The organism is Paraburkholderia caledonica NBRC 102488 (assembly GCF_000685095.1).
Taxonomy (GTDB): Bacteria; Pseudomonadota; Gammaproteobacteria; order Burkholderiales; family Burkholderiaceae; genus Paraburkholderia; species Paraburkholderia caledonica.
Genome location: NZ_BAYE01000005.1, coordinates 456663 through 480873, shown reverse-complemented (window position 1 = coordinate 480873; position 24211 = coordinate 456663). Strand labels below are relative to the sequence as shown.

General features: G+C 64.2%; 18 protein-coding genes. 15 read left to right on the top strand and 3 right to left on the bottom strand.

Translation table 11 applies throughout. The features are described 5' to 3' along the window. The 4 genes from BCA01S_RS34860 to fhuB form a co-directional block, all read left to right on the top strand. Positions 1-2085, top strand: a 2085-nt coding sequence (locus tag BCA01S_RS34860; protein ID WP_042318604.1) for a condensation domain-containing protein, incomplete at its 5' end; no start/stop codon positions are given. 208 nt (positions 2086-2293) lie between these two features. Beyond that, a complete protein-coding gene (locus tag BCA01S_RS13835; RefSeq protein WP_027777399.1) occupies positions 2294-4486 on the top strand; it encodes a TonB-dependent siderophore receptor in 2193 nt (730 codons plus the stop codon). A 46-nt stretch (positions 4487-4532) separates the two neighbouring features. Next, the gene (locus tag BCA01S_RS13830) at positions 4533-5480 is read left to right on the top strand and encodes an ABC transporter substrate-binding protein (protein ID WP_027777398.1); all 948 of its coding nucleotides are present in this window, start codon (positions 4533-4535) and stop codon (positions 5478-5480) included. Further along, complete coding sequence (gene fhuB / locus BCA01S_RS13825) at positions 5477-7468, top strand: Fe(3+)-hydroxamate ABC transporter permease FhuB (protein ID WP_027777397.1); 1992 nt, start codon at positions 5477-5479, stop codon at positions 7466-7468. The genes BCA01S_RS13830 and fhuB overlap by 4 nt, the downstream gene beginning before the upstream one ends. A 126-nt stretch (positions 7469-7594) precedes the next feature. On the opposite strand, the gene BCA01S_RS13820 is transcribed toward fhuB, so the two are convergent. After that, positions 7595-9655 carry a TonB-dependent siderophore receptor gene (locus tag BCA01S_RS13820; protein WP_425176064.1) on the bottom strand — a complete coding sequence of 687 codons (2061 nt, stop codon included), beginning with the start codon at positions 9653-9655 and terminating at the stop codon, positions 7595-7597. Between the two features lie 374 nt (positions 9656-10029). On the opposite strand from BCA01S_RS13820, the gene BCA01S_RS13815 reads away from it, so the two are divergent. The 6 genes from BCA01S_RS13815 (at position 10030) to BCA01S_RS13790 (ending at position 17074) form a co-directional block, all read left to right on the top strand. Beyond that, on the top strand, positions 10030-11310 hold the full coding sequence (locus tag BCA01S_RS13815; RefSeq protein ID WP_027777395.1) for an MFS transporter: 1281 nt from the start codon (positions 10030-10032) through the stop codon (positions 11308-11310). A gap of 120 nt (positions 11311-11430) precedes the next feature. Then, positions 11431-12075 carry a pyridoxamine 5'-phosphate oxidase family protein gene (locus BCA01S_RS13810; RefSeq protein ID WP_027777394.1) on the top strand — a complete coding sequence of 215 codons (645 nt, stop codon included), beginning with the start codon at positions 11431-11433 and terminating at the stop codon, positions 12073-12075. A 77-nt stretch (positions 12076-12152) separates the two neighbouring features. Beyond that, positions 12153-13070, top strand: coding sequence for a LysR substrate-binding domain-containing protein (locus BCA01S_RS13805; RefSeq protein WP_027777393.1), 918 nt, complete (start codon positions 12153-12155; stop codon positions 13068-13070). Between the two features lie 162 nt (positions 13071-13232). Then, the gene (locus BCA01S_RS13800) at positions 13233-14534 is read left to right on the top strand and encodes an MFS transporter (RefSeq protein ID WP_027777392.1); all 1302 of its coding nucleotides are present in this window, start codon (positions 13233-13235) and stop codon (positions 14532-14534) included. Between the two features lie 72 nt (positions 14535-14606). Continuing rightward, positions 14607-15854 (top strand): metal-dependent hydrolase family protein, encoded by a 1248-nt coding sequence (locus BCA01S_RS13795; RefSeq protein ID WP_027777391.1) that lies wholly within the window; start codon positions 14607-14609, stop codon positions 15852-15854. A gap of 122 nt (positions 15855-15976) precedes the next feature. Further along, the gene (locus tag BCA01S_RS13790; RefSeq protein WP_027777390.1) at positions 15977-17074 is read left to right on the top strand and encodes an asparaginase; all 1098 of its coding nucleotides are present in this window, start codon (positions 15977-15979) and stop codon (positions 17072-17074) included. Between the two features lie 39 nt (positions 17075-17113). Here BCA01S_RS13790 and BCA01S_RS13785 read toward each other — a convergent pair whose 3' ends face one another. Next, positions 17114-18088 (bottom strand): chemotaxis protein CheV, encoded by a 975-nt coding sequence (locus BCA01S_RS13785; protein WP_027777389.1) that lies wholly within the window; start codon positions 18086-18088, stop codon positions 17114-17116. 316 nt (positions 18089-18404) lie between these two features. Between BCA01S_RS13785 and BCA01S_RS13775 the strand changes: the two genes are divergently transcribed. From BCA01S_RS13775 to BCA01S_RS13765, 3 genes are all read left to right on the top strand, one after another. Next, positions 18405-18962: a DUF4142 domain-containing protein gene (locus BCA01S_RS13775; protein ID WP_027777388.1), complete on the top strand. Its 558-nt coding sequence runs from the start codon at positions 18405-18407 to the stop codon at positions 18960-18962. 67 nt (positions 18963-19029) lie between these two features. Further along, complete coding sequence (locus BCA01S_RS13770) at positions 19030-20754, top strand: tetratricopeptide repeat protein (protein WP_027777387.1); 1725 nt, start codon at positions 19030-19032, stop codon at positions 20752-20754. A 40-nt stretch (positions 20755-20794) separates the two neighbouring features. Then, a complete protein-coding gene (locus tag BCA01S_RS13765) occupies positions 20795-21820 on the top strand; it encodes an aldo/keto reductase (protein ID WP_027777386.1) in 1026 nt (341 codons plus the stop codon). A 135-nt stretch (positions 21821-21955) separates the two neighbouring features. Here BCA01S_RS13765 and BCA01S_RS13760 read toward each other — a convergent pair whose 3' ends face one another. After that, a complete protein-coding gene (locus BCA01S_RS13760) occupies positions 21956-22699 on the bottom strand; it encodes an SDR family oxidoreductase (protein WP_027777385.1) in 744 nt (247 codons plus the stop codon). A gap of 115 nt (positions 22700-22814) precedes the next feature. Between BCA01S_RS13760 and BCA01S_RS13755 the strand changes: the two genes are divergently transcribed. Both BCA01S_RS13755 and BCA01S_RS13750 read left to right on the top strand, forming a co-directional pair. Beyond that, complete coding sequence (locus tag BCA01S_RS13755; RefSeq protein WP_027777384.1) at positions 22815-23711, top strand: LysR family transcriptional regulator; 897 nt, start codon at positions 22815-22817, stop codon at positions 23709-23711. 81 nt (positions 23712-23792) lie between these two features. Further along, entirely contained in the window at positions 23793-24110 is a 318-nt protein-coding gene (locus tag BCA01S_RS13750) for a single-stranded DNA-binding protein (protein ID WP_027777383.1), read from the top strand. Positions 24111-24211: the final 101 nt, after the last annotated feature.

The following is a 24211-nucleotide window of genomic DNA, read 5'->3' as shown; positions in this document are numbered from 1 at the left end:
GCTGTGCGAGCCTCGCATGCTTCACAAGTTTCACTGGCTCATGAGTCACACATCTCGCAAGCATCCGGCGGATCACAACCATCACCCGCCATACTCCATCACGACCGTCTCACCTCGCTTACCGGGCTGACAGCGGCCTGCGACCGCATCCAGTCGAGCCTGAACATCGAACACGGCCCGATCTGGCGCGTGGGCCACTTCGAGACGCCCGACGAAACGCGCGTACTGATCGCGATCCATCACCTGGCGGTTGACGGCGTCTCCTGGCGCGTGCTCCTCGAAGAACTGCAAACCGCCTACGAACAGGCCGAACGCGACGAACCCATCGCACTGCCAGCGCCGTCGATGTCATGGCGCGCCTGGGTGCGCGCAATCAATCAGTATGCCGAATCATCAGAGCGCGTCAGTGAACTCGCATGGTGGCAGACTTCACTCGACGCGCCGGCGTTGCGCGCCGGCCCGCTGTTCCCGCCGCTTTCTTCACATCCTCAACCGCAAAAGACGCTGCTCAAAAAACTATCGCCTGACATGACCGCCGAGCTGCTGCGCGAAGCGCCGCGCGCCTACAGAATGCGTGTCGATGAAGTGCTGCTTGCCGCGCTCGCTCGCGCCATCGGCGATACCGTTGCGCGTGACGAAGTGCTGGTCGAACTGGAGGGCCATGGTCGCGAAGACGTGATTGAAGGCGCCGATCTCAGTCGAACGGTTGGGTGGTTCACCACTCAATACCCGCTCGCATTGCCGCGCGGCATGGACTCCGCTGACTCGCTGCTACGCGTGCGCGAGCGTCTCGCCGCAGTACCGCTGCGCGGCCTCGGCTGGGGCCTGCTGGCCTGTTGCGCCGACGCGGCCAGCCGGTCAGCGCTGAGCGCGCTGTCATCCCCGGAAATCGGCTTCAACTACATGGGGCGCTTCGATCAAACGTTCGACGGCGAAAGCCGCTTCGGCTTCGCGCCTGAATCGTCGGGCGACGCCATCGCGCCGCATGCGCGAATTCCCGATCGCGCGCTCGATATCAATGGCTGGATTGCCGGCAACTCGCTGACGTTCAACTGGGGCTACGCGCCGCAGTTCTTGTCCGATGAGCTTGCGGAACAACTCTTCGAGTCGTTCGAGTCCGCTCTCGGCGAACTGCTGGCCCATTTGCGCACGGCTTCGTCGCAGTCGCAGACTTCCACTTCGCCGAGGGCAGTTCCGGAGTCGTTCGAGGCGCTTGCAAGGCGCGACGCCGTCGCTGGAAGCTGGGCTGCGCGTGCGGTGTATGAGGCCAGTCTGCCGGTGCCGTCCGCCCACGCGCTCGCTGGCTGGTTCGCGCGGCGTCGGCCGCTAGACGCGAACGCGCGGGCGTGCGCCGTGTCGTCGCCGGCCGTGCCGTTGAACGCGCTCGGTGCGCCCGCCACGCTGTTCTGTCTGCATCCCGGCTACGGCATGGTCGGCGAATATCGCACGCTTGCGCAAGCGCTCAATGGCCGCGTGACCCTGATCGCGATGCAGGCGCCGGCGCTGCGTGGCGAGCCATGGGAAGGCGACAGCTTCGAGGCGCTCGCCGCGCACTACGCACAGCGCATCGGAACGCTGCAGCCGCACGGCGACTACGCGTTGCTCGGATGGTCGTTCGGCGGGCGGCTTGCATTCGCCATCGCGGATCATTTCGAGCGGCACGGCGCGCGCGTGTCGTTCGTCGGTATCGTCGATACGGCGACGCATCGCGTAGACGGCGCTGCGCCCGTCGTCGACGAAGGCTCCGTGGCTGCGCCCGAACTGGCGTTGCTCGATGGGGCGGAGCCGTCGCTGCTCGGCAAAGCGCTTGCCGTCGATTCCATGCACGCGGACTTGATGTCCCGGCATGCGCTGCCACGCGTCGGTTGCGACCTGCACGTGTGGCGCGCTCGGCGCGTCGCCGATCCGCGACGCCGGATGTCATGGGCCGACCGCACACGCGGTCGGCTGCACGAGTTCGACATCGACGCGACTCATTCCAGCATCGTCCACCATCCGCTTCTCGCGGCGCAGCTTGTGCAATGGTTCGCACAGCCGCTTCCAAGAAACGACGACCCATCAGCGTCCTTACACGGCGACTCCTGAACAGTCGGCGTTCTGCAGGGCCCGCCGCGCCCCCTGCAGGACTATCCGACGAGCGCTGTTGTCGTTCGGCTGCGACGTTTCTACTAACACTGAATGCGAACGATTATTGTTTACATTAACATCTTGTCTTGAGAGAATCGTCTGGTACCAGGAGCGGCGCGGGACGCCGCCTCTGACTCGGGGATACAAGAATGGGGAAACAAGAAGAATGAAGGTAGAGCAGGCAGGGAAAAGCGGTTCTGTACGGGAGCGCGGCTTGCCGCACCTGCGCCCGATATACGTCGCGTTGATGCTGGGCGTTGCCGGCTTCGGCGCGCATGCACAAGGTTCGCCCGCCGCGGCCTCGAACGCGGAAGCCTCGAAGGAATTGCCCGCGGTTCAGGTGCGCAGGTCTGCTGAGAATCCGCTTGGGCCAGGCGTCGGCTATGTGGCCAAACGTTCTATGACGGGAACCAAGACGGATTCGGCGTTGCTCACGAATCCGCAGAGCGTGTCAGTCGTGACGCGTCAGCAGATGGACGATCAGGGCGCGCAGACCGTCGATCAGGCGTTGCGGTACACCCCGGGCGTCTATTCGCAGGACGGCACGGACATTCGTTTCGATCAGCTTTACGGCCGGGGTTTTGCGCTCGACTCGTATCTGGACGGCCTGCACCTATACCAGTCGCCGCGCTTCGCGACGCCCCGCATCGACACATATTTCATGGAGCGCATCGACGTGCTCCATGGTCCGGCCTCAGTGCTCTATGGGCAGGGCAGCCCGGGCGGCCTCGTCAACTACGTGAGCAAGTTGCCGATGGAGCAACCGTATCGCGAACTCATGATGCAGATCGGCAACCACAACAACTATCAGTTGGGTTTCGATTTTAGCGGTCCCGTCGACAAAAATGGCACCGTGCTGTACCGGCTGACGGGCGTAGCCCGCACCGCCGAGACGCAAGTCAGCGCAATCAAGGACCAGCGGCTTGCCATCGCGCCGTCGGTCACGATCCGCCCGAACCGCGACACCACGTTCACGCTGCAGGGCAGTTTCCAGCGCGCCCCGAACGGTGGACTCTTCAATCCGGTTCCGGCAGGCGCGACATTGTTCAGTAATCCAAATGGTCAACTCGGACCGGACAAATACTTCGGCGATCCGGATCGCGACGGCATGCACCGCACCCAGTACTGGTTCGGTTATCAGTTCGACCATGCGATCAACGACAAACTCAGCGTGTCGCAGAACCTGCGCTATCTGCACATCGACCAGCATTATTACCAGACGTCGGTAACGAGCGCGCTCGGAAGTAATCAGCGTACGGTGTCCATGTGGGGCAACGTCGATAACGAGCACTACACGCAGTTCGAGGTCGACACGCACGCGCAGGCCAGGGTGACGACGGGCGCCGTCCAGCACACGTTGCTGTTCGGTCTCGACTATCAGCGCTCGATGCTGGGCGACACAGAGGGTAATTCCGTCCTCGGCACGGTCGATCTGTACAACCCGAACTTCTCGTCGCTACCGACACAGCAAGCGAACACGCGCCTCGACTATTCGTTGAGCACGGTCGGCGTCTATGCGCAGGACGAGGCACGCTGGCGCAACTGGGTGCTGACGTTCGGCGTTCGTGAGGACTGGACAGGAGGCAACCAGCAGACCACGTTGCTTACCACCGGAACCGGCACGACCTACCACACGAACGATCACGCGTTCACCTGGCGCGCCGGTCTCGCGTATGAGTTCGAAAACGGCATTGCGCCGTACATCAGCTATTCGCGTTCGTTCCAGCCGGTGCTCGGCGCGACTTACTCGGGCGCGCCGTTCGCGCCGACCAAGGGCCGGCAGGTCGAAGCCGGCTTGCGTTATCAGCCGAAGTGGTTCGACGGCTACTTCTCGGTCGCCGCGTTCACTCTCACGCAGGACAACGTCTCGGTAAGCGATCCGAACCATCTGGGCAGCGCGATACAAACCGGTCAGATCCGCTCGCGCGGCGTCGAACTGGAAGCGCACGCGAATGTCACCGCAGACGTGAAGGTGATCGCGTCGTACACGTACCTGAACCAGGAAGTGACGAACACCACGACGCCTAGCAGCCTGAACAAGCGCCCAACGATCGCGCCTCGTAACACCGCTTCGCTGTGGGCGGATTACACGTTCCACCGCGGACCGCTGCGCAACTTCGGTCTCGGCTCGGGCGTGCGCTATATGAGCAGTTCGGCGGGCGACGCAGCCAACACGTTCACGGTGCCGGGGCGCGTACTCGTCGACCTGGGTGCGCATTACGACATTCAGAACTGGCGTCTGTCGCTCAATCTGAACAACGTGTTCGACCGCGAATACATCTCATACTGCACGACCGCGTCTGTTTGCTACTGGGGCGCGAGCCGTACGGTGCTCGGAACGGCACGCTATCAATGGTGATCGCCATGACGAAGGGTGGCGCCGATGGCTCACTGCATGCGTTGTCATGACGGAACGTCTGCGCTTTAGCGGCAGGCGGCGCCTCGCGCTCGCGGGCTTGGGCGCGGCGGCGCTCGCGGCATCGGGCGCTCCGCTCGCCAGCGCGGCGGCGGCGCGTTCGGACGCGCGTGCGACTGTAGGCGCCTCCGTCGCTTCGAACCCGCGCGTCGTGGTGCTCGACTGGCCGCTGACGGAAGTCGTGCTGTCGCTCGGCGTGGTGCCGGCCGGCGTTTCGCGTCCCTCGTGGTATGCGAAGCTCGACGGCGTTCCCCCTTTGCCGTCTTCCGTCGTCGACACGGGCTTGCTATATCAGCCCAATTTCGAGGTGCTGGAGTCGCTGAAACCGGAGCTTATCGTCATCACGCCATGGCATGCGCCGCTGCGCGCGTTGCTCGAACGGATCGCGCCGACGTTGACGGTGCAACTGTTCGGACCCGGCATCGACGTGTATCCGGCGGTTCACGCCGCGACCCGCAAGCTAGCCGGCGCGCTAGGACGCGATGCCGCGGCGGATGCGCTGTTCGCACGCGCCGACGCCGCGCTTGCCGACGCGTCCGCGCGTCTCGCGGCCTTTCGTGCGACCGCGCGCCCGCTCTATCTACTACGTCCAATCGACGACCGCCATATCGCCGTGTTCGGCAAGAACAGCCTGTTCGGCGGCGTGCTCGGCGCGCTCGGAATCGACAATGCTTGGCAGGGCATAACCGATCCGCAGGGCATGACCGAAGCGGACCTCGGCGCGCTCGCGGCGCACACCGATGCGCAAGTCGTCACGATCGGCGTGCCGCCCGGCGTTGCCGCACAACTTGCGCGAAGCCCGCTATGGGGCGCGTTGCCGTTCGTGAGGCAAAACCGCGTGCGGCACATTGGACCGTTGCCCGCGCTCGGCGGCGTCGTTGCGTCGATGCGTTTTGCCGATAGCCTCGCGAACGCGCTGCAAGGAGTCACTACATGAATCGCCCGACGGCGACCGTCGCCTTCGCCGCCCCTCGCGCCTGGCGACTGCCCGCGCTGCTGCTGATGCTGGCCGCGTGGCTCGTTTATCACACGCTGTCGGCGCGGCTGCCGGTCGCGCAATGGCCAGGCGTCGTGCTGTCCGGCGCCGACGCAACGCTGCCGCAACTCGTCGTGCGCTATGGCTGGCTGCCGCGCGTCGCCATTGCGTTGATAGCCGGCGCGGCGTTGTCGCTCGCCGGTGTCGTGTTTCAGCAGGTATTGCGCAACCCGCTTGCTGAACCGCTCACGCTCGGCGTGTCGGCGGGCGCCTATCTCGCACTGACGATAGCCGCGGTCGTCGCGCCCGCGCTCGTCGCCGATATGCGCTTCACGGTCGCGCTGACCGGCGCCGCACTCGCGATGCTTGCAACCATGGCGATGACCTGGCGTAAAGGCTTCGCTGCCGTATCGATCGTGCTGGCCGGAATGATCGTGAACCTGTATTGCGGTGCACTGTCCGTCCTCCTAACTATTGTGCTCGAGCGTTCGCTGACGTCCGTTTTCATCTGGGGCGGCGGCTCGCTCGTGCAGAACGGCTGGGCTGGCGTCGTGTGGCTACTGCCGCGCGTGCTTGCCTGCGGTGCGGCTGCGGCGCTACTGGTGCGGCCGCTCACGCTGTTTTCTCTCGACGACGGCAGCGCGAGCCAGCTCGGTATGTCGCTCGCATGGGCGCGGCCCGTCGCGCTCGCCATTGCGGTGATCCTGAGCGCGTTCGTCGCGAGCGCGGTTGGCGTGATCGGCTTCATCGGGCTCGGCGGTCCGGTGCTCGCGCGGCTAATGGGCGCGCGCCGACTGCGCGACCAGCTGCTGTGGGCGCCGCTCGTCGGCGCGCTGTTGCTCGCAATCGCCGACCAGGCCGTGCAGAGCTTGCCAGGCGTGCTCGGCGAGTTGCTGCCGACTGGCGCCGCGGTGGCCCTCTGCGGCGGACCGCTGCTGCTGTGGATGCTGCGCCGTCTGCACGTCGAGGCGCCGCGTCCAGCGTCGGTGGAACGCGCAACCCCGCGCCGTGCGTTGCGGGTGACCGTGCTGCTGCTCGGCGGGCTGCTCGCTGCCGCGGTTGTCATCTCGCTGTGCTTTTCGGTGACGCTGCACGGCTGGCAATGGACAGACGCGCGACAATGGAGCGATGTCTGGTTCTGGCGCGTGCCGCGGCTGACCGCTTCGCTCGGGGCCGGCGTGATGGTCGCACTCGCGGGCACGATCCTGCAGCGGGTAACCGGCAATCCGATGGCAAGCCCCGACCTGCTCGGCGTCAGCGGCGGCGCGATGCTCGGCATGCTGGTGGCCGCGGTCGTCGCAACGGCGCCGTCGACGCCCGTGCTGCTCGCGGGGTCGGCGGCGGGTGCACTCATTTGCCTGCTGACGATCGTCACGCTTGGACGCCGCAGCGGTTTCGCGCCCGAGCACGTGTTACTCGCGGGCATCGCGATCAGCGCGTTCGCGCAAGCAGTCATCATGCTCGCGACCGCGAGCGGCGGCGCTTATGCAAACCTGCTGCGTCCGCTGCAGTACGGTTCGACTTACCTCATTGTGCCCGCGACGGCCGTCGCCGTTGGCGTGTGTACGGTCGCCGCCGTGCTCGTCGCGTGTCTCGGTGCGCGCTGGCTGGAAATTCTGCCGCTCGGCGCCAACGTGGCGGATGCGCTCGGCGTCGGCGCACAGCGCGCGCGGCTGCTGCTGCTCGCGGTCGCCGCGATCCTCACGGCGGGAGCAACGGTCGTGATCGGCCCGATGTCGTTCGTCGGCCTGATGGCGCCGCATCTCGCGCGACTGCTCGGCTTTCCGCGCGCGCGTTCGCAGATGCTCGTCGCGGCGCTCATTGGCGGCTTGCTGATGGTGCTGTCGGACTGGCTCGGGCGCAATATGATCTTCCCGCAACAGATGCCGGCGGGCGTGATTGCGACGCTTCTGGGCGGCCCTTATCTGATGTGGCTATTGCGTCGTTGATGCATCGATCCAGTCGGGCCGATCCTGATGCAAGCCGCGATGAAGTCAGGGAGCCGATGGCTCCCTGACTTTTTGTGCGACGTCCGCTCGATTTGCGCGGTCTCGCGAATCGCGTCGAATGCCGCCTTAGAACGAAAACGTCGTATTCAGCATCACGAGCCGCGACTCGCCGACTGCGATGATCAGATTGCTGTTGCTCGACGGATAGTACGTTTTGTCGAACACGTTCTTCACGTTCAGTTGCACATGCGTGGGAATCTTGCCGATCTTCGTGTCGTACGCGGCAAACAGGTCGGCGACCACATAGCCCGGCAGCGTGAAGCTGTTCGCCGTATCGCCCGGCCGCTTGCTCACGAGCCGCGCGCCGCCGCCAAAGCGCCATTGCCCCGGCAGGTACGGCAGCATCGTGTCGTAGACGGCGAAGAGACTGCCCGTATGACGTGCTGCGTTCACGAGACGCGTGCCGTCGTCGCGGTCCGTCGCGTCCGTATATGCATAACTGCCGATCACGCTGACGTGCTGCGTGAGCCGTCCGGCAACGTCCAGTTCGACACCGCGCGATCTCGCGCTGCCCACTGTCTCGGTCGTATCGCCGACGGTTACTGCAACGTTCTGCTTGTCGATCTGATAAACCGCGAGCGTGCCGGTGATGCCGTGCGAGTCGAATTTCAGCCCCGTTTCGAACACGCGCCCATATTCCGGCGCGAGCGGCTCGTTCACTTGTGTGGCGACGTTCGGCACGAACGACTTGCTGAAGTTGGCATACGCGGAAAGCGCCGGTGTCAGCCGGTACACGAGGCCGAATTGCGGCAGCCATACCTGTCCATGCGAGTGATCGGCGATCACGAACGGACGGCCCACGCCCGACAGTTGCTGCCAGTTCTCCCAGCGCACGCCGCCTACAGCGATCAACCTGTCGGTCAGATGTACGGTGTCCTGCGTGACGACCGAGTAGGTGTGCACTTTCGACAAGCTATCGCTTTGCGCCGCGCTCGGCGTGCCGCCCGCAGCGAGCATTCCATAGACAGGCTCGTACAGATCGAAGCCGGACACTGCTTTGCCGCGAATCGTGTCGCCCCGAAAGCTGCGCTGCCGTTCGTACTCGCCGCCCACATATAGCTCGTGACGCATGCCTGCGAGATTCAGATTGCCGATCGCGCCCACGGTGGCGATCTCGTCGGAGTCGTTGCGCTGCAGATTCGCATCCGACGAGCGACTCATGGTGCCGGTCCTGCTGTTGAACGCCGTCGCGCGCGTGATGTACTGGTCGTAGCGGTCGCGGCTCCATCCGTAAGTCGCGCGCACGCGCCATTCGTCCGAGAAGCGATGTTCAATCTTCGCCCGCAGCGTTTCCTGCTCGCCCGAGCTTTGCGCCCAGGGTTCCTCGTAGCGCGTATAGCGCCGTGCGTCGTCGAGATGACCGTTGACGAGCACCGTGCCCCGGTCGAATGGCGTCGTGTAATCGACGTACTGGTAGCTCACGTCGATCGATGTATTGGCGTCGTGCCATGACAGCGACGGTGCGATCAGCGAATCGCGCTGACGTCCGAAGCTGCGCCAGTAGCGCGCCGTGTTGTACTCGCCGGTCAGGCGAAAGGCGAGCGTACCGCCCGCGACCTGTCTCGTCTGGCCGATGGGGCCGGTCAGGTCGAAGCCCGTACCGCTGCCGTGATGGCTCGTGTAGTTCGCCGAGACGGAGCCGTGGAAGGTGTCCTCCGGTTTGCGCGTGATCAGGTTGATTACGCCGCCCGGTTCCTGAATGCCATAGAGCAGTGAGGCGGGGCCTTTGAGAACTTCGACACGGTCGATCGTCGCCAGATAGTTGTGCAAGATCGGCGAGCGGATGCCGTCGACGAGGATCGAGCCGTCGTCGTTCGAACCGAAGCCGCGTTTGATGAACGCGTCGCGCGTGCCGCCAAGCGTGTTGGTCTGCGTGATCCCGCTTACGTTACTCAGCACGTCGTCGAGTGTGCGCGCCTGCTGGTCCTGCATCACGCTCGAACTGACCACCGCGACGGACTGCGGAATGTCGCCGATCTTCGTCGCGATGCCGCTCGCCGTTTCGCTCGTGCGCGGACGATAACCGACGGTCGGGTCGGCGAGCGCTGTGCCTTGCACGGCGACCGCCGGCAATTCCGTCGAAGCGGAGGGCTGGGTACTCGCGGCGTCGGAGGAAGCGGCGGCCATCGCGGCTGGCGCGGTCACCATGTACATCATCATCGAAAGCGGCAAGCCGATGCCGGACCGGCGATAGCGGCCGGGTAGTGCAAAAGTTTTCACGAAGCGCATGGATGGTTCGGACGACGCGGCACGCCCGCACCAAAGCGGTCGGGGGTGCCCGGCGGCGTCAGTTTTTATTAATGATGCGAGAGAATAATGTAAATGAGAATTGTTATCAAATGAAAACATTGAGATCTGCGAACGGCGGGGGAGCGGTGAGGCGGCCGCATTGGCTCGGCCTTGCTTGCGCTGCGCCGGTGACCGCCGCGTCAGCAGAACCCGCATGCTTGCTCTAAACTAGCTGCCGCCCGCGCACAGCCCAATCAAACAAGACGACCTCGATGCCTCCTGTTCCCGCCGATTCCAACGATCGAAAAGACTCCACCGATACCTCGAGCGTCAGCCTGCCGAAGCAACCGGCGTTTCAACGCTTCTGGTGCACGCGGATTCTTTCGTCGCTGTCGTTCCAGATGCTCGCCGTCGCGATGGGTTGGCACATCTATGCGCTGACGCACAGCGCGTTTGCGCTCGGCCTCGTCGGTCTCGCGCAATTCCTGCCAATGTTTCTGCTCACGCTCGTGGTCGGCCATTTTGCGGACCGCTACGATCGTCGGCGCATCGCGGCGATTTGCCAGAGTCTCGAAAGCATTGCCGCATTGCTGTTCGCGTGCGGCACCTTTGGCGGATGGATCAGCGCGCCGGTCGTCTATGCGCTGGCCGCATGCGTGGGCGCGGCGCGCGCGTTCGAATCGCCGGCGGTCGCTTCGCTGCTGCCGGGCGTCGTGCCGCGCGCGCAGTTGCCGAAAGCGACGGCATGGGCCACGTCGGCGAACCAGACGGCGCAGATCGCCGGCCCCGCGCTCGGCGGTCTGCTTTACGGCATCGGGCCGGGCGCCGCTTATCTCGCGTGCATGCTGTCGTTTGCTGCCGCCGCGACAGCCGTGTGGGGCATTCCGCTACGCGCGAAGCCGGCAAGCCGCGCGCCTGTCACGCTCGAATCGGTGTTCTCCGGCATCGCGTTCATTCGCAAGGAGCCGGTCATATTGGGCGCGCTGTCGCTCGATCTGTTCGCGGTGCTGTTCGGCGGCGCGACCGCATTGCTGCCGGTGTTCGCGCGGGACTTTCTGCATACGGGGCCGCTCGGGCTCGGACTGTTACGCTCGGGCACGGCCATCGGCGCGCTCGCCGGGACGATCTGGCTTGCACATTTCCCGCTGCGCAACCGGCCCGGCGCGGCCATGTTCGGCGGCGTGGTCGTGTTCGGCATCGCCACGCTCGTGTTCGGCCTGTCGCATCAGTTCATCGTTTCGCTGCTTGCGTTGATGGCGCTGGGCGCGTCGGACACCATCAGCGTGGTCGTGCGTCTGTCGCTCGTGCAGCTTCGCACGCCGGATGAAATGCTCGGACGCGTGAGCGCCGTCAACTCGCTTTTCATTGGGACGTCGAATCAATTGGGCGAGTTCGAATCCGGCGTGACGGCCGGCTGGTGGGGCGCACGAACGGCCGTACTGGTAGGCGGCATCGCAACGATAACGGTCGCCTTGCTGTGGATGAAGCTCTTCCCCGAACTCAGGAACACGCGTTCGCTCGAACGCGAAGAAGAACTGGTGCCGACCACCTGAGCGGCGCGCTATTCTCAATGGATGGAAACCCGGTTCTCGATCCGGCCAGGTTCTCCAGAAAGACTTTAACGGTTAAGGTTGACGCGTTACTTGCGGGACAAACCGCGAAGGAGCCGCTTCATGACACGCCTCGACTCGCAACCGGACAGTTATCCGAGCGACATTGCTTTTACGCCCACCGTCAAGGCATTGCAAAGCCGCAACGGATCGCGCGACGCCTATGCCCGGATGGAAGAAGAGCACGGCTGGCAAACCCGGCTGACGCCTGACGTCGCGCGTTTCATCGAGCAGCAGACCAGCGTGTTCTTCGCGACCGCAAGCGCGGCAGGGCAGCCGTATATCCAGCATCGCGGCGGCCCTGCGGGCTTCCTGCACGTGCTCGACGACCACACGATTGCGTTCGCCGACTTCGCCGGCAATCGTCAGTACATTACGTCCGGCAATCTGGCCGACAACCCGAAAGTGCATCTCTTTCTCGTCGACTATGCGCATCGCCGGCGCATCAAGATATGGGGCGAAGCGCGTGTGATCGACGACGATCCCGCGCTGCTCGCGAAGCTCATGCCGCAGGGTTACAAGGCACGCGGAGAACGCGTCATTGTGATGAGCGTGCATGCGTGGGACGTCAATTGCCCTAAGCATATTCCGCAGCGTTTCGAGGCTGCGGACGTCGCCGCGGCGTTGCAGGAGCGTGACGAGCGCATCAAGGAACTCGAAGCGCAAGTAGCGGAACTCAAGCGCCTCTCAGCTGCTTCTGGCGCTTGATAGACGATGCCCGACGGTGATCTGAGCCTGAGCCGCACCCGCTATCATGGTGCGATCGCGACTCGGCTTCTTTCATCATGCGCATTGCTCCCTTACCACCGCTCCAATGTCTCGTCGCGTTCGAATCGGCCGTCCGGCATGCAAGCTTCACCAAGGCCGCCGCGGAATTGCATCTGACGCAAAGCGCGGTCAGCCGGCAAATTCAGCAACTCGAGGAATTTCTCGGCCGGTCGCTGTTCGTCCGTGAGCATCGCGCGTTGCGTCTGACCATCGCCGGCGAGGGTTACGCAAAGCGCGTGCAATGGCTGCTCACAAACTGTTCCGAAGCGACGCTCGACGTCATGAAGCGTTACGGCGACCAGGATCTGACGATCGCGTGTTCATCGGGCGTCGCCGTGTTGTGGTTGACGCCGCGGCTGGGTGCGTTTCGTGCCGCTTACCCGAACGTGAAAATCAGAATGATCGTGCGCGACGGACTCGCGTCGATGTCGCCCGCCGAATTCGATGTGGGCCTCTACTACATACGCCAGCATGCCGAGCCGCATTACACCGCCCGCCGCATTTTCGACGAGGAGGTGTACCCGGTTTGTTCGCCCGCCTATCTCGCAGGCCGCGTGCTCGAGCCCGCCGATCTTGCGCAGGAAACGCTGCTGATTCAGGAAGACGGTCAGCGTCAATGGATGTCGTGGCCGGAATGGTTCCGCATCAACGGCGTGCAAATGCCCGTTGCGCCGCAGGCAGTCATGGTGAATCACTATCCGCAACTCGTGCAAATGGCGATTCTCGGTCAGGGCGTCGTGCTCGGCTGGCGGCACATGATCGACCGGTGTCTCGAAGAAGGGCTGCTGGTGCGCGCCACCCACGCATCCGCAAGTCACGGCGGCGGCTACTACGTGGTGTCGCCGAACGACCGCTCACAGAACCAGGCCGCGCGCGTGTTCACTCGGTGGCTCTTCGAGCAGGCTGAAGCGCAGACGGGCAGGGCGGCGGCCTGAGCGGGTTCGCATGCGCTGCACGCATGCGTGCATGCGAATCTTTCGTTTCGAAAACAATTCAGGTCTCTCTACGATCGGCGTTATGCATGCAAAAGCGCCGCGACGACGGCGTGGCGCGTTGCCGACACTTTGCCTGACAGGCAGCCAGATGAGGAAGAGACCATGCAAGGAACGCTTTCATCCAACGTCCCGCTCTCCGTGGACACGCTCGCGCGTCAGCGGCGGCACGCCATTATCGCGACCGTGCTCGGCAACGGGCTCGAATGGTTCGACTTCACCGTCTACAGCTTTTTCGCGGTCATTATCGCGAAGCTGTTCTTTCCGACCGGCAATGACCTGACCTCGCTCCTGCTCGCCGTCGCCACGTTCGGCGTGGGCTTTTTCATGCGTCCGGTGGGCGGCATCGTGCTCGGCGTGTATGCCGACAAGGTCGGGCGCAAGGCCGCGCTGTCGCTGACCATTCTGCTGATGGCGGGCGGCACGGCGCTCATCGGCATTGCGCCGACTTATCAGCAGATCGGCCTGTGGGCGCCGGTGCTGATCGTGATCGCGCGATTGCTGCAAGGGTTTTCGGCGGGCGGCGAGATGGGCAGCGCGACGGCGTTTCTCACGGAGTATGCGCCCGCTAACAAGCGCGCGTACTACTCGAGCTGGATTCAGTCGAGCATCGGCTTTGCGGTGTTATTGGGCGCAGCGGTCGGCACCTTCGTGACCAGCAGTCTGAGCACCGAAGCGCTTCATTCGTGGGGTTGGAGAATGCCGTTTCTGATCGGCATGCTGATCGGACCCGTCGGCTATTTCATTCGCAGCCGCATGGACGAAACGCCCGCCTTCAGCGCAGTGGCCGAAGAAGCGAAAGACGATTCGCCGCTCGCCGAAGTGTTCCGCCGCTTCCCGCGAGAAACCTTCGCGAGCTTTTCGATGGTGATCCTGTGGACCGTTTGCACCTACGTTCTGCTGTTCTACATGCCGACGTATTCGGTTCGCACGTTGCATCTGCCGCAATCCACCGGATTTCTCGCGGGCATGTTCGGCGGCTCGATGATCATGTGTTTTGCTCCGGTGGTGGGCAAACTCGCCGACCGCTACGGGCGCCGCCGCTTCCTGTCGGGGGCCGCCGTGCTGATTCTCGTGCTGGCCTGGCCGATGTTCGCCTACATCAACCGGGCGCCCGGCCTCGCTTCGCTGATGGTTTTTCAAGGCGTGTTCGGTCTGCTGATCGCTGCATACACCGGCCCCATTCTCGCGGCGTTCTCCGAACTGTTTCCGACCAAGGTGCTCTCCACGGGACTGTCGGTCGCCTACAACTTCGCTGTGACGATTTTCGGCGGCTTCGCACCGTTCTTCATTACGTGGCTGATTGCGTCGACAGGCAGCAACATGGCACCCGCGTTCTACGTGATGATCGCCGCCGCGATCAGTCTGACGGGCACGTTCTTCGTGCGCGATCCGCAGCGGCACTGAATCGGGCAGCGCGTGCGGTGCGCTTCCGGCCGCACGGATTTCTCATCAAGTCAGCAAGTCAGGACAATTCCCATGAGCATTACGGTAATCAATGGCGGCAACGTACTCGATCTCAAGCAGGGCATTCTGCTCGAACATCATCATGTCGTGATCGAGAACGGCCATATCGTCGAGGTCACCGATCGTCCCGTCGATCTGCCGAACGCACGCGTGATCGACGCGCGCGGCAAGACGGTGATGCCAGGTCTGATCGATTGTCACGTACATGTGCTCGCTTCGCGTGCGAACCTCGGTACGAACGCAACCCAGCCCAACATCCTCACGGCGATCCGCGCGCTGCCGATCCTGAAGGCGATGCTCGGCCGCGGCTTCACGACCGTGCGCGATGCGGGCGGCGCGGACTGGGGTTTGACGCAGGCGCTCGAAAACGGCCTGGTTCCGGGGCCGCGCATTTTTCCGTCGGGCAAGGCGCTTTCGCAGACGGGCGGCCACGGCGATTTCCGTCCGCGCGGCGATATGCTGGAGCCGTGCTCGTGCTGTTTTCGCGCCGGCGCAATTGCTCGCGTGGTGGACGGCGTGGATGCCGTGCGTCTCGCCGTCCGCGAAGAAATCCAGAAGGGCGCGACGCAGATCAAGATCATGGCATCGGGCGGCGTGGCATCGCCAACCGATCCGATCGGTAACACGCAGTATTCCGAAGACGAAATTCGCGCGATCGTCGCCGAAGCGCAAGCTGCGAACACCTATGTGATGGCGCATGCGTACACCGGCCGCGCGATTTCGCGCGCGATTCGCTGCGGCGTGCGCACTATCGAGCACGGCAATCTCGTCGACGAAGCAGCCGCGAAACTGATGCGCGAACATGGCGCGTTCGTCGTGCCGACGCTCGTCACCTACGACGCGCTTGCGAAGCACGGCGCTGACTACGGGTTGCCGCCCGATTCGATCGCGAAGGTCGAAACCGTGCGGCAAGCAGGACGCGATTCGCTGCAGATCTACGCGAACGCCGGCGTGCCGATGGGTTTCGGCTCCGACCTGCTCGGCGAAATGCACACGTTCCAGAGCGACGAACTGCGCATTCGCGCGGAAGTGCTCGGCAATCTCGAAGCGCTGCGCTCGGCAACCACGATCGCCGCTGAAATCGTTGCGCAAGAAGGCAAGCTCGGCGCAATCGAAGCGGGCGCGGTGGCGGATGTGCTGGTGGTCGACGGCAATCCGCTCGACGATATCGGCGCGTTGACCGGGCAGGGCGAGCGGCTCGCGTATGTGTTGCAGCGCGGCGAAGTAGTGAGCGAGCGCGGCGCGGTCGTCTCGCGCTGAGGCAGCGTGTCATGCCGGCCTGATCGCGTGCAATTGATGCCCGTGCGCTCGTTACGTAGAATCGTGGCGCACGACGCTTGATTGCCAGCGCAACGATTTGCGCGATCACGAGGAGAACGGGCATGACTTTGCACACGGACGGGCCGATTGCGGCGACGGTCTATCGCGGCGATTCGGTAGAGAACACGCACCGCGCGCATGTTGCGGTCGTCGATTCGAATGGCCGCCTGCTGTATTCGTTCGGCGACCCGTCGCGCGTGACGTTGGCCCGCTCCGCCGCCAAGCCCGCGCAAGCGCTGGCGGTGCTGGAAACGGGCGCGCTCGAGCGCTTCGGCTTCGACGATGCGGACCTCGCGCTGATGTGCGCCTCGCACAGCAGCGAGCCGCGTCATATCGAACGTGCGCGGCAGATGCTCGCCAAAGCGCAGGCGAGCGAAACCGACCTGCGCTGCGGCGGTCATCCGCCGCTGTCCGATGCGGTATATGTCGACTGGATCAAGCGCGATTTCAAACCGGGCGCCGTGTGCAGCAATTGTTCGGGCAAGCATGCGGGCATGCTGGCCGGCGCGCGTTCGATCGGCGCGGCGCTGAACGGTTACGAACAGCCGGAGCATCCGTTGCAGATCCGCGTGAAGCACACGGTGGCCGACGTTTGCGACTTGCCGGACGACGGCGTGCAATGGGCCACTGACGGTTGCAATCTGCCCACGCCGGCCTTTCCGCTCGATCGTCTCGCACGGCTCTTCGCGAAGCTGGCCGCCGCGCAGGACGAGGTCTCGTCGTCCGGGGCAGCGCCCACCGCGCGGACAGTGGCGCTCGCGCGCATCTATCGCGCGATGACGGCTTATCCGGAACTGGTGGGGGGCGAGGGCCGCTTCTGCACGATGTTGATGAACGCGTTTGGCGGCGCGCTTGTCGGCAAGCTCGGTGCGGACGGCAGTTATGGGATCGGCGTGCGCGCATCAAGTCAGACTGCCGCGCACACGGCGAAGGCGGGCGCACAAAGCGCACAAGGCGCGCTCGGCATCGCCGTAAAAATCGAGGACGGCAATGTCGGCGTGCTGTACGCGGTGGTTGCCGAAGTGCTGGCGCAGCTCGACATCGGCACCGCCGAACAGCGCGCGAAGCTCGACTCTTTCCATACGCCCAGGATGCTCAACACCATGGGCGTCGCAACCGGCCGGCGGGTCTTCTCGGTTGCGCTCGAAGCGTCACGATAGGACGAGTGCCGGGCGACGCCCGGCACTCAAGCGATTTCGTCAGGCCGCGGCTTCTGCGGCAGACATCAGCGCACTACGTATCGCGCTGGCGAGTTCACCGGCCTGAAACTTCGCGACATAGCCGTTCGCGCCGGCGTTCTTCACATGCGCCTCGTTGGCCGCGCCGGTCAACGACGAATGGATGATCACCGGAATGTCGCGGGTGCGCTCGTCGGCCTTGATCTGGCGAGTCAGCATGAAACCGTCCATCTCGGGCATTTCGAGGTCGGTCAGAACGAGCGCGATGCTGTCCTTGACGCGCGCGCCGTTGCTCTGTGCTTCTTCGGCGACTTGTTGCAAGGTCTGCCACGCCTCTTCGCCGGTCTTGGTCATCACGTATTCGGCGCCGATCGCGGTCAATGCCTGCTCGATCAGCTTGCGGGCGAAGCCGGAGTCGTCGGCGGCAAGAATCTTCGCGCCCGGGCGAATGCCGAGTGCGTCGCCCACGGACGTCGGGTCCACGCTCGGGTGCTGCGAGGGGAACACGTCGCGCAACACCTGCTCGACGTCGATCACCTGCGCGAGCCGCGAATCGCCCGTATTGCCGTCGATCCGCGCAATGCTCGTCACCAGATTGCCGCCCGCCGCGCCTTCCGCGGAGAGCACCTGATTCCACTCGAGTCGCACGATGTCGTCCACTTCCTCGACCGCGAACGCCTGGGTGGAGCGCGCGAATTCGGTGACGAGCAGGATATTCAGGCCGCGCGTGGGCTCGCAGCCCATGAGCCGGGGCAAGTCGATCACGGGAATGATCTGCCCGCGAATGTCGACGGCGCCCATCACGAACGGCGACGAACCGGCGATCGGCGTGACCGGCGGCATCGTCGAAATTTCGCGGACCTTGAACACGTTGATGCCGTAAAGCTCGTGCGCGTCACTGCCGGGGACGGAGCCCAGCCGATACAGCAGCAGTTCGAATTTGTTGGAACTCGTCAGGTTGCTGCGTTCGTCGTGCGCGCGGTTATCTGCTGCCATCGAATCTCTCCAGGATTGCGGTGCGTGGCGCGCTCGCGTGGATTGATGCCGTCGCGCCTCTTACTTTTTGTTATCGGCGCGCTTGACGAAAAATTCAGCGCTTTGCCGGATTTCTGCTGGCAATCCCTGGGTGAGCCATTTCAGCTAATTCACGAGATGGCGTCATTCGTGTGAAGGTTACCTGCCGTTACACAAGCCACAGCGTCGTATCACACCTCGCCGGGGCGCGCTTCTAGAATCTTCCGCGACGGGACGGCGGTGCCGCGCGGCGCCCCCGTGCCTCGTTGCCGTTTCGCTTTCAATCCAAGGAGAACGTATGATCCGCTTGCCTCTCGCCACTATCGTCAGCGCCACTATGGCGAGCCTGCTGGCCGTCGCCACGTCGGCCAGCGCCCAGACAGCGCCGGCCGCCGCGCCGGACGCGGGGGGTCTGCATGCTGCCGACCAGACGTTCATTGCCGACGGCACCAAGGCCGTTGCCACCCAACGCGATGCCGCGCGCATCGCCACCTCGCGTTCCACCGACCGCGACGTCAAGGCATTCGCCGAGCGCGTCTCGACCGATAACGCTAAGATCTCGGACGCGCTTCGCGCGGCGAGCCCGCGCGGCGTCGACGTGCCGAAGAACGACCCTGACACTGCCGTGCTCGCGAGCATCAACAATCTGCGTGGCGCCGAGTTCGACAAGGCTTATATCGAGCAGGTCGCGCTCGCCGGCGAGCAAAAGGCATTGTCGGCGTTCCAGGCCGAAATCGCTTCGGGCCGCGATCCTCAGTTGAAGGATGCGGCGAAAAAGGCGCTGCCGACCATTCAGGAGCATTACGCTATGGCGCAGGAACTGGCCAAACGCAAGCATCTGTCGGCGGCGCAGTAAAGCACTGCACGCGTGCCGCCTCGCTGGGACAAAGCGGCGCGGCGCGCGTTTTTTCCGGATTCATCGCATGAAGAAGCCTGCCAATCTGGCGCAACAGTTGGACCATATGCTTAGGCAAGCGGTCGCGCTTCAACAGAACGGCGCGTTGGCCGAGGCGCAGGAACTTTATCGCGAGATTCTCGAACTCAAGCCTCGCCATTTCGACGCACTGCAACTGCTGGGCGCATTGGCGTTGCAGAGCGGCCGCATCGAAGAGGGCGTCGATCTGCTCGCGAGGGCGCTCGCGGTCAACCCGAAACAGGCTGCGGTTCATTCCAACCTGGCGTATGCGTTGAACGCGCTGCATCGTTTCGATCAGGCGTTGGCCAGTGCGAATCGCGCGCTCGCCTTGCAGCCGCAGTTTCCCGACGCGCTCAATAATCGCGGCAACGCGCAGGCGGGCCTTGATCGGCCGCTCGACGCGCTGGCGAGCTTCGACCGGGCGATCGCGCTCGCCCCCGATTTCGCGCAGGCCTGGAACAACCGCGCGTGCGTGCTGCGCGATCTGGAGCGTCCCGCCGACGCACTGGCCAGCTGCGACCGCGCGCTTGCGCTGCAACCGGGTTACGCCGAAGCATGGAGCAATCGCGGCAATGCACTCTCCGATATGAACGAGCCGCATGAAGCCGAGCGCAGCTACCAGCGCGCGCTCGAGCTGGCGCCGGGCTTCGTCGACGCATGGAACAACCTCGGCCTTACGCAGATCGATCAGGGGCAACATGAGCAGGCGCTTGCCAGCTATCGGCGCGCGCTCGCGCTCAATCCCGAAGCCGCCGAGACCCATTGGAACGAAGCGCTGTGTCTGCTGCAACTGGGGCAGCTCGAAGCGGGCTGGCGGAAGTATGAATGGCGCTGGGAGCGTAGCCGCATCAAGGCGAGCCGGCGCGTCGTCGCGCAACCGCTTTGGCTCGGCGACTTTTCGCTCGCGGGTAAAACGATTCTGTTGCACGCCGAGCAGGGGCTGGGCGACACGCTGCAGTTCTGCCGCTATGCGGCAATGGTGTCGAAGCTCGGCGCGAAGGTCATACTCGAAGTGCAGCCTGAATTGCGGCGGCTGATGTCCACGCTCGACGGCGCAGATCAGATCGTCGAAGCCGGCGAGCCGCTGCCGCCGTTCGATTGCCACTGTCCTCTGTTGAGCTTGCCGCTCGCGCTCGGCACGTCGCCCGGCAGCATTCCATCGTCCACGCCTTATCTTTCTGCCGAGCCCGCTGCGGCGCGCGCATGGGGCGAGCGTATCGAGGCCGACGCACGAGGCCGCCTCAAGGTCGGCCTCGTCTGGGCCGGCGGCAACCGCCCGCACGTGGCGGAGCTTCGCAAGAACGACGCGCGCCGTTCGCTCACGTTCGCGCGCTTCGCGCCGCTTCTCGATGTGCCCAACGTGCAGTTCTTCAGTGTGCAGAAGGGGCCGGCGGCGCAACAATTGACTGCCGGCGAATGCACCGCGCATGTCGTGGACCACACCGTCGAACTGCGCGATTTCGCCGACACCGCAGCGCTCGTCGCGAACCTGGATCTGGTGATTTCCGTCGACACATCCACCGCGCATCTCGCCGGCGCGCTGAACAGGCCGGTGTGGATTCTGAACCGCTTCGACACCTGCTGGCGCTGGATGCTGGAGCGCAACGACACGCCCTGGTATCCGCGCGCGAGGCTCTTCAGGCAACCGTCGCTGGGCGATTGGGACAGCGTGATGGAAACCGTGCGCGCGGCGCTCGCCGACCACGCGCTCGCGTGGACCGGCGTAGACTGAACGTCCGTTTAAATGACGGCTATGCCACGGAGATTCATCAATGGAATACAGACATCTGGGTGCATCCGGTTTCAAGGTGCCGGTGCTGAGTTTCGGCACGGGCACGTTCGGCGGCAAGGGCGATTTTTTTCAGGCGTGGGGCTCGACGGACGTCGATGAAGCACGGCGTCTGATCGACATTTGCCTCGATGCGGGCGTGACCATGTTCGACACCGCCGACATCTATTCGCGCGGCGCTTCGGAGTCGGTGCTCGGCGAAGCGCTGAAGGGCAAGCGCGATAAGGCGATCATCTCGACGAAGGCGACCTTCCGTTTCGACGACGGTCGGAACAACGTCGGCTCATCGCGCTTTCATCTGATTCAGGCAGTGGACGCTGCGCTCAAGCGCTTGCAAACCGATTACATCGACCTTTTTCAACTGCATGGTTTCGACGCCAGAACGCCGGTCACGGAAGTGCTGTCCACGTTGGACGACCTGGTGCGCGCAGGCAAGATCCGCTACACGGGTGTGTCGAACTTTTCCGGCTGGCATCTGATGAAGTCGCTGGACACGGCGGACCGCTACGGCTATCCGCGTTATGTCGCGAACCAGACTTACTACTCGCTCGTGGGGCGCGATTACGAGTGGGAACTGATGCCACTCGGCGTCGATCAGGGCGTGGGCGCCGTGGTGTGGAGCCCGCTCGGCTGGGGACGTCTGACCGGCAAGATCAAGCGCGGCCAGCCGTTGCCCGATACGAGCCGTTTGCACAAGACCGCCGACATGGGACCGCCGGTGCCGGACGAGTATTTGTACCGCGTGCTCGACGCAATCGACGAGATCGCCGTGGAAACCGGCAAGACCGTGCCGCAGATCGCGCTGAACTGGCTGTTGCAGCGTCCGACGGTGTCGACGGTGCTGATCGGCGCCCGCAATGAAGAGCAGTTGCGGCAGAACCTGGGCGCGGTCGGCTGGAACCTGACGCCGGAGCAGGTCGCGAGGCTCGATGCGGCGAGCGCCGTGCGGCCGGCTTATCCGTACTGGCATCAGGAAGGATTCGCCGAGCGCAATCCCAAAGCGGTTTAGGCGGGCGGTTCGCTGCGAGTTCTAACGCGTGAGCCCGGCGGCTCGTCACGAGTGCCCGGACTCACGCGCGCTGCAAATCCGTTCAGGCCGCTGTTTTGAGCCGCTTCAGACCGCTGGAGCGGCGCCTGACACGCCTCAAGCCAATCCGCCGTTTGCCCGCAGCACTTGCCCGTTGACCCACGCGGCTGCCGGGCTCGCGAGAAACGCCACCACCGACGCAATATCTTCCGGTTGCCCGAGGCGCTCCAGCGGCGGCATCTTTGCAAAGTGTTGAATCTGCTCGTCGGTCTTGCCGTCGAAGAACAGCGCCGTCGCGACCGGGCCCGGCGCCACCGCGTTCACCGTGATGTTGCGCCCGCGCAGTTCCTTCGCGAACACGTGCGTGAACGTTTCCACCGCGGCTTTGGTCGCGCTGTAGATCGCGTAGCCAGGCATGTTCAGCGCGACGGTCGTGCTCGAAAAGTTGATGATGCGTCCACCGTCGTTCATGCGGCCCGCCGCTTCACGCAACGTATTGAAGGTGCCCCGCACGTTGATGTCGAACGTGCGGTCGTACAGTTCGTCGCTCGTGTCGGCGAGCGGCGTCGGCTTGATCACGCCGGCGTTGTTGATCAGCACGTCCACTTTGCCCAGCTGCTGCTCGGCGGTTTCGAACATGCGGCGCACGTCGGCAGCCTTCGACACATCGGCCTTCACCGCCACCGCCCGGCCACCCGCGCCGTTGAGTTCGGCGACGAGCGCGTCGGCCTCGCTGGAACTGGACGCGTAATTGACGACGACCGCAAAACCGTCGGTCGAGAGGCGTCGCGCAACGGCGGCGCCGATGCCGCGCGATGCGCCGGTAACGATAGCGACTTGTGCGTTCCTGATCGTGTTCATGGTGCGTTTCCTTTTCGGTATTGGGTTGGTGAGTGAATGATGAACGCTTTGTGCATCGAGATAATCGAGTTAGACTCGCCATCATCATTCGATCTTCTTTAACAATACCTCCCATATGGACCGTTTCGAGGAAATGCGTGTGTTCGTGCGGGTAGCCGAGCGGCAAAGCTTCACGCGTGCGTCCGACGACTTGCAGATACCGCGCGCCACCGTGACGAACCTCATCAAACGTATGGAGGAGCGGCTCGGCGCGCGGCTGCTGGAGCGCACCACGCGAACGGTTCGCCTGACGCCCGACGGGCAGGCGTATTACGGCCGCTGCGTGCGGTTGATCGCCGATATGGAAGAGGCGGAGGGCTCGTTCTCGAACCTGGCGCCGAAAGGTCTGTTACGTGTGAATCTGCAAGGCACGCTTGCTCGGCACTTCGTCGTGCCGACGCTGCCGGCGTTCCTTGCACGCTACCCCGATATCGAACTGACAATCGGCGAAGACGACCGCCTGGTCGACCTGGTGCGCGAGGGTATCGACTGCGTGCTGCGGGCCGGCACGCTGCAGGATTCGTCGATGGTCGGGCGGCGTGTCGCGCAACTGCAGCAAGTGACCGTGGCGAGCCCGACTTATCTGGAGAAGTATGGCGAGCCCGCCGATCCGTCGGTGCTCGAATCGCACCGCGCGGTCAACTATGTGTCGAGCGCAACGGGCAAGCCGGTGCCGCTCGAATTCGACATCGAAGGCCGCATTACGCCGATGCTGTTGCCCGGCGCAGTGTCCGTGACGGGCGTCGAACTCTATACGGGTTCGGCGGTGGCGGGGCTCGGCATTGTGCAGGTGCCGCGCTATCGCGTATCGGATGAACTGGCAAGCGGGCGTCTTAAGATCATTCTCGCGAATTTTCCGCCGCCGCCGATGCCGGTGGCCGTGCTGTATCCGCAGAATCGGCAACTGTCGTCGCGGGTGCGCGTATTTGCGACGTGGCTGCGCGATATCTTCGAGGCGGCGGGCACGGCGTGAGGGCGCGCCGCCGGGTAAGGTCTCGTGGGATGATGTGCGCCGCACATCGGGTGCGGAACCTGCAATCAAGGGAGCAGCAAGATGATCGATGGACTGGTGGGCGGGCGCCTGTATGGCGAGGCGCAGCTTCGCACGGGGCAAAACGGAACGCGCTTCGTGACCTGCAAGCTGCGCGCGGTCACCAATGACGGCGACACGATTTTCGTCAACGTGATTGCGTTCGATAACGGCGTGCAAACCGCGCTGCTTGGGTTGAGCGACGCGGACAGCGTTGCGCTGAGCGGGGCAATCACGCCCAAGGTGTGGACTGACAAGAACGGCCTGGTCAAACCGGCCGTCGACATGGTCGCTCACAAGCTCCTGACAGCCTACGAAGCGCGCAAGGACGGAGACGGCTGACGGCTGACACCGCGCGCGGCATGGCGCCGGCCGTGTGGCGGCGCGTTATGACACGACGTGCGCCAACCGTGGCCGGTGCGCGTCGTGGAAAACTGTATAAA

What these genes read in the sequence shown, in the direction of transcription:
- BCA01S_RS13755 (WP_027777384.1), top strand. Translation starts at nt 22,815, where the DNA reads ATGGACCGTTTCGAGGAAATGCGTGTGTTCGTGCGGGTAGCCGAGCGG.
- BCA01S_RS13800 (WP_027777392.1), top strand. Translation starts at nt 13,233, where the DNA reads ATGCAAGGAACGCTTTCATCCAACGTCCCGCTCTCCGTGGACACGCTC.
- BCA01S_RS13785 (WP_027777389.1), bottom strand. Translation starts at nt 18,088, where the DNA reads ATGGCAGCAGATAACCGCGCGCACGACGAACGCAGCAACCTGACGAGT.
- BCA01S_RS13775 (WP_027777388.1), top strand. Translation starts at nt 18,405, where the DNA reads ATGATCCGCTTGCCTCTCGCCACTATCGTCAGCGCCACTATGGCGAGC.
- BCA01S_RS13805 (WP_027777393.1), top strand. Translation starts at nt 12,153, where the DNA reads ATGCGCATTGCTCCCTTACCACCGCTCCAATGTCTCGTCGCGTTCGAA.
- BCA01S_RS13760 (WP_027777385.1), bottom strand. Translation starts at nt 22,699, where the DNA reads ATGAACACGATCAGGAACGCACAAGTCGCTATCGTTACCGGCGCATCG.
- BCA01S_RS13820 (WP_425176064.1), bottom strand. Translation starts at nt 9,655, where the DNA reads ATGGCCGCCGCTTCCTCCGACGCCGCGAGTACCCAGCCCTCCGCTTCG.
- BCA01S_RS13750 (WP_027777383.1), top strand. Translation starts at nt 23,793, where the DNA reads ATGATCGATGGACTGGTGGGCGGGCGCCTGTATGGCGAGGCGCAGCTT.
- BCA01S_RS13830 (WP_027777398.1), top strand. Translation starts at nt 4,533, where the DNA reads ATGACGGAACGTCTGCGCTTTAGCGGCAGGCGGCGCCTCGCGCTCGCG.
- BCA01S_RS13810 (WP_027777394.1), top strand. Translation starts at nt 11,431, where the DNA reads ATGACACGCCTCGACTCGCAACCGGACAGTTATCCGAGCGACATTGCT.
- BCA01S_RS13835 (WP_027777399.1), top strand. Translation starts at nt 2,294, where the DNA reads ATGAAGGTAGAGCAGGCAGGGAAAAGCGGTTCTGTACGGGAGCGCGGC.
- BCA01S_RS13770 (WP_027777387.1), top strand. Translation starts at nt 19,030, where the DNA reads ATGAAGAAGCCTGCCAATCTGGCGCAACAGTTGGACCATATGCTTAGG.
- BCA01S_RS13815 (WP_027777395.1), top strand. Translation starts at nt 10,030, where the DNA reads ATGCCTCCTGTTCCCGCCGATTCCAACGATCGAAAAGACTCCACCGAT.
- BCA01S_RS13790 (WP_027777390.1), top strand. Translation starts at nt 15,977, where the DNA reads ATGACTTTGCACACGGACGGGCCGATTGCGGCGACGGTCTATCGCGGC.
- BCA01S_RS13795 (WP_027777391.1), top strand. Translation starts at nt 14,607, where the DNA reads ATGAGCATTACGGTAATCAATGGCGGCAACGTACTCGATCTCAAGCAG.
- BCA01S_RS13765 (WP_027777386.1), top strand. Translation starts at nt 20,795, where the DNA reads ATGGAATACAGACATCTGGGTGCATCCGGTTTCAAGGTGCCGGTGCTG.
- fhuB (WP_027777397.1), top strand. Translation starts at nt 5,477, where the DNA reads ATGAATCGCCCGACGGCGACCGTCGCCTTCGCCGCCCCTCGCGCCTGG.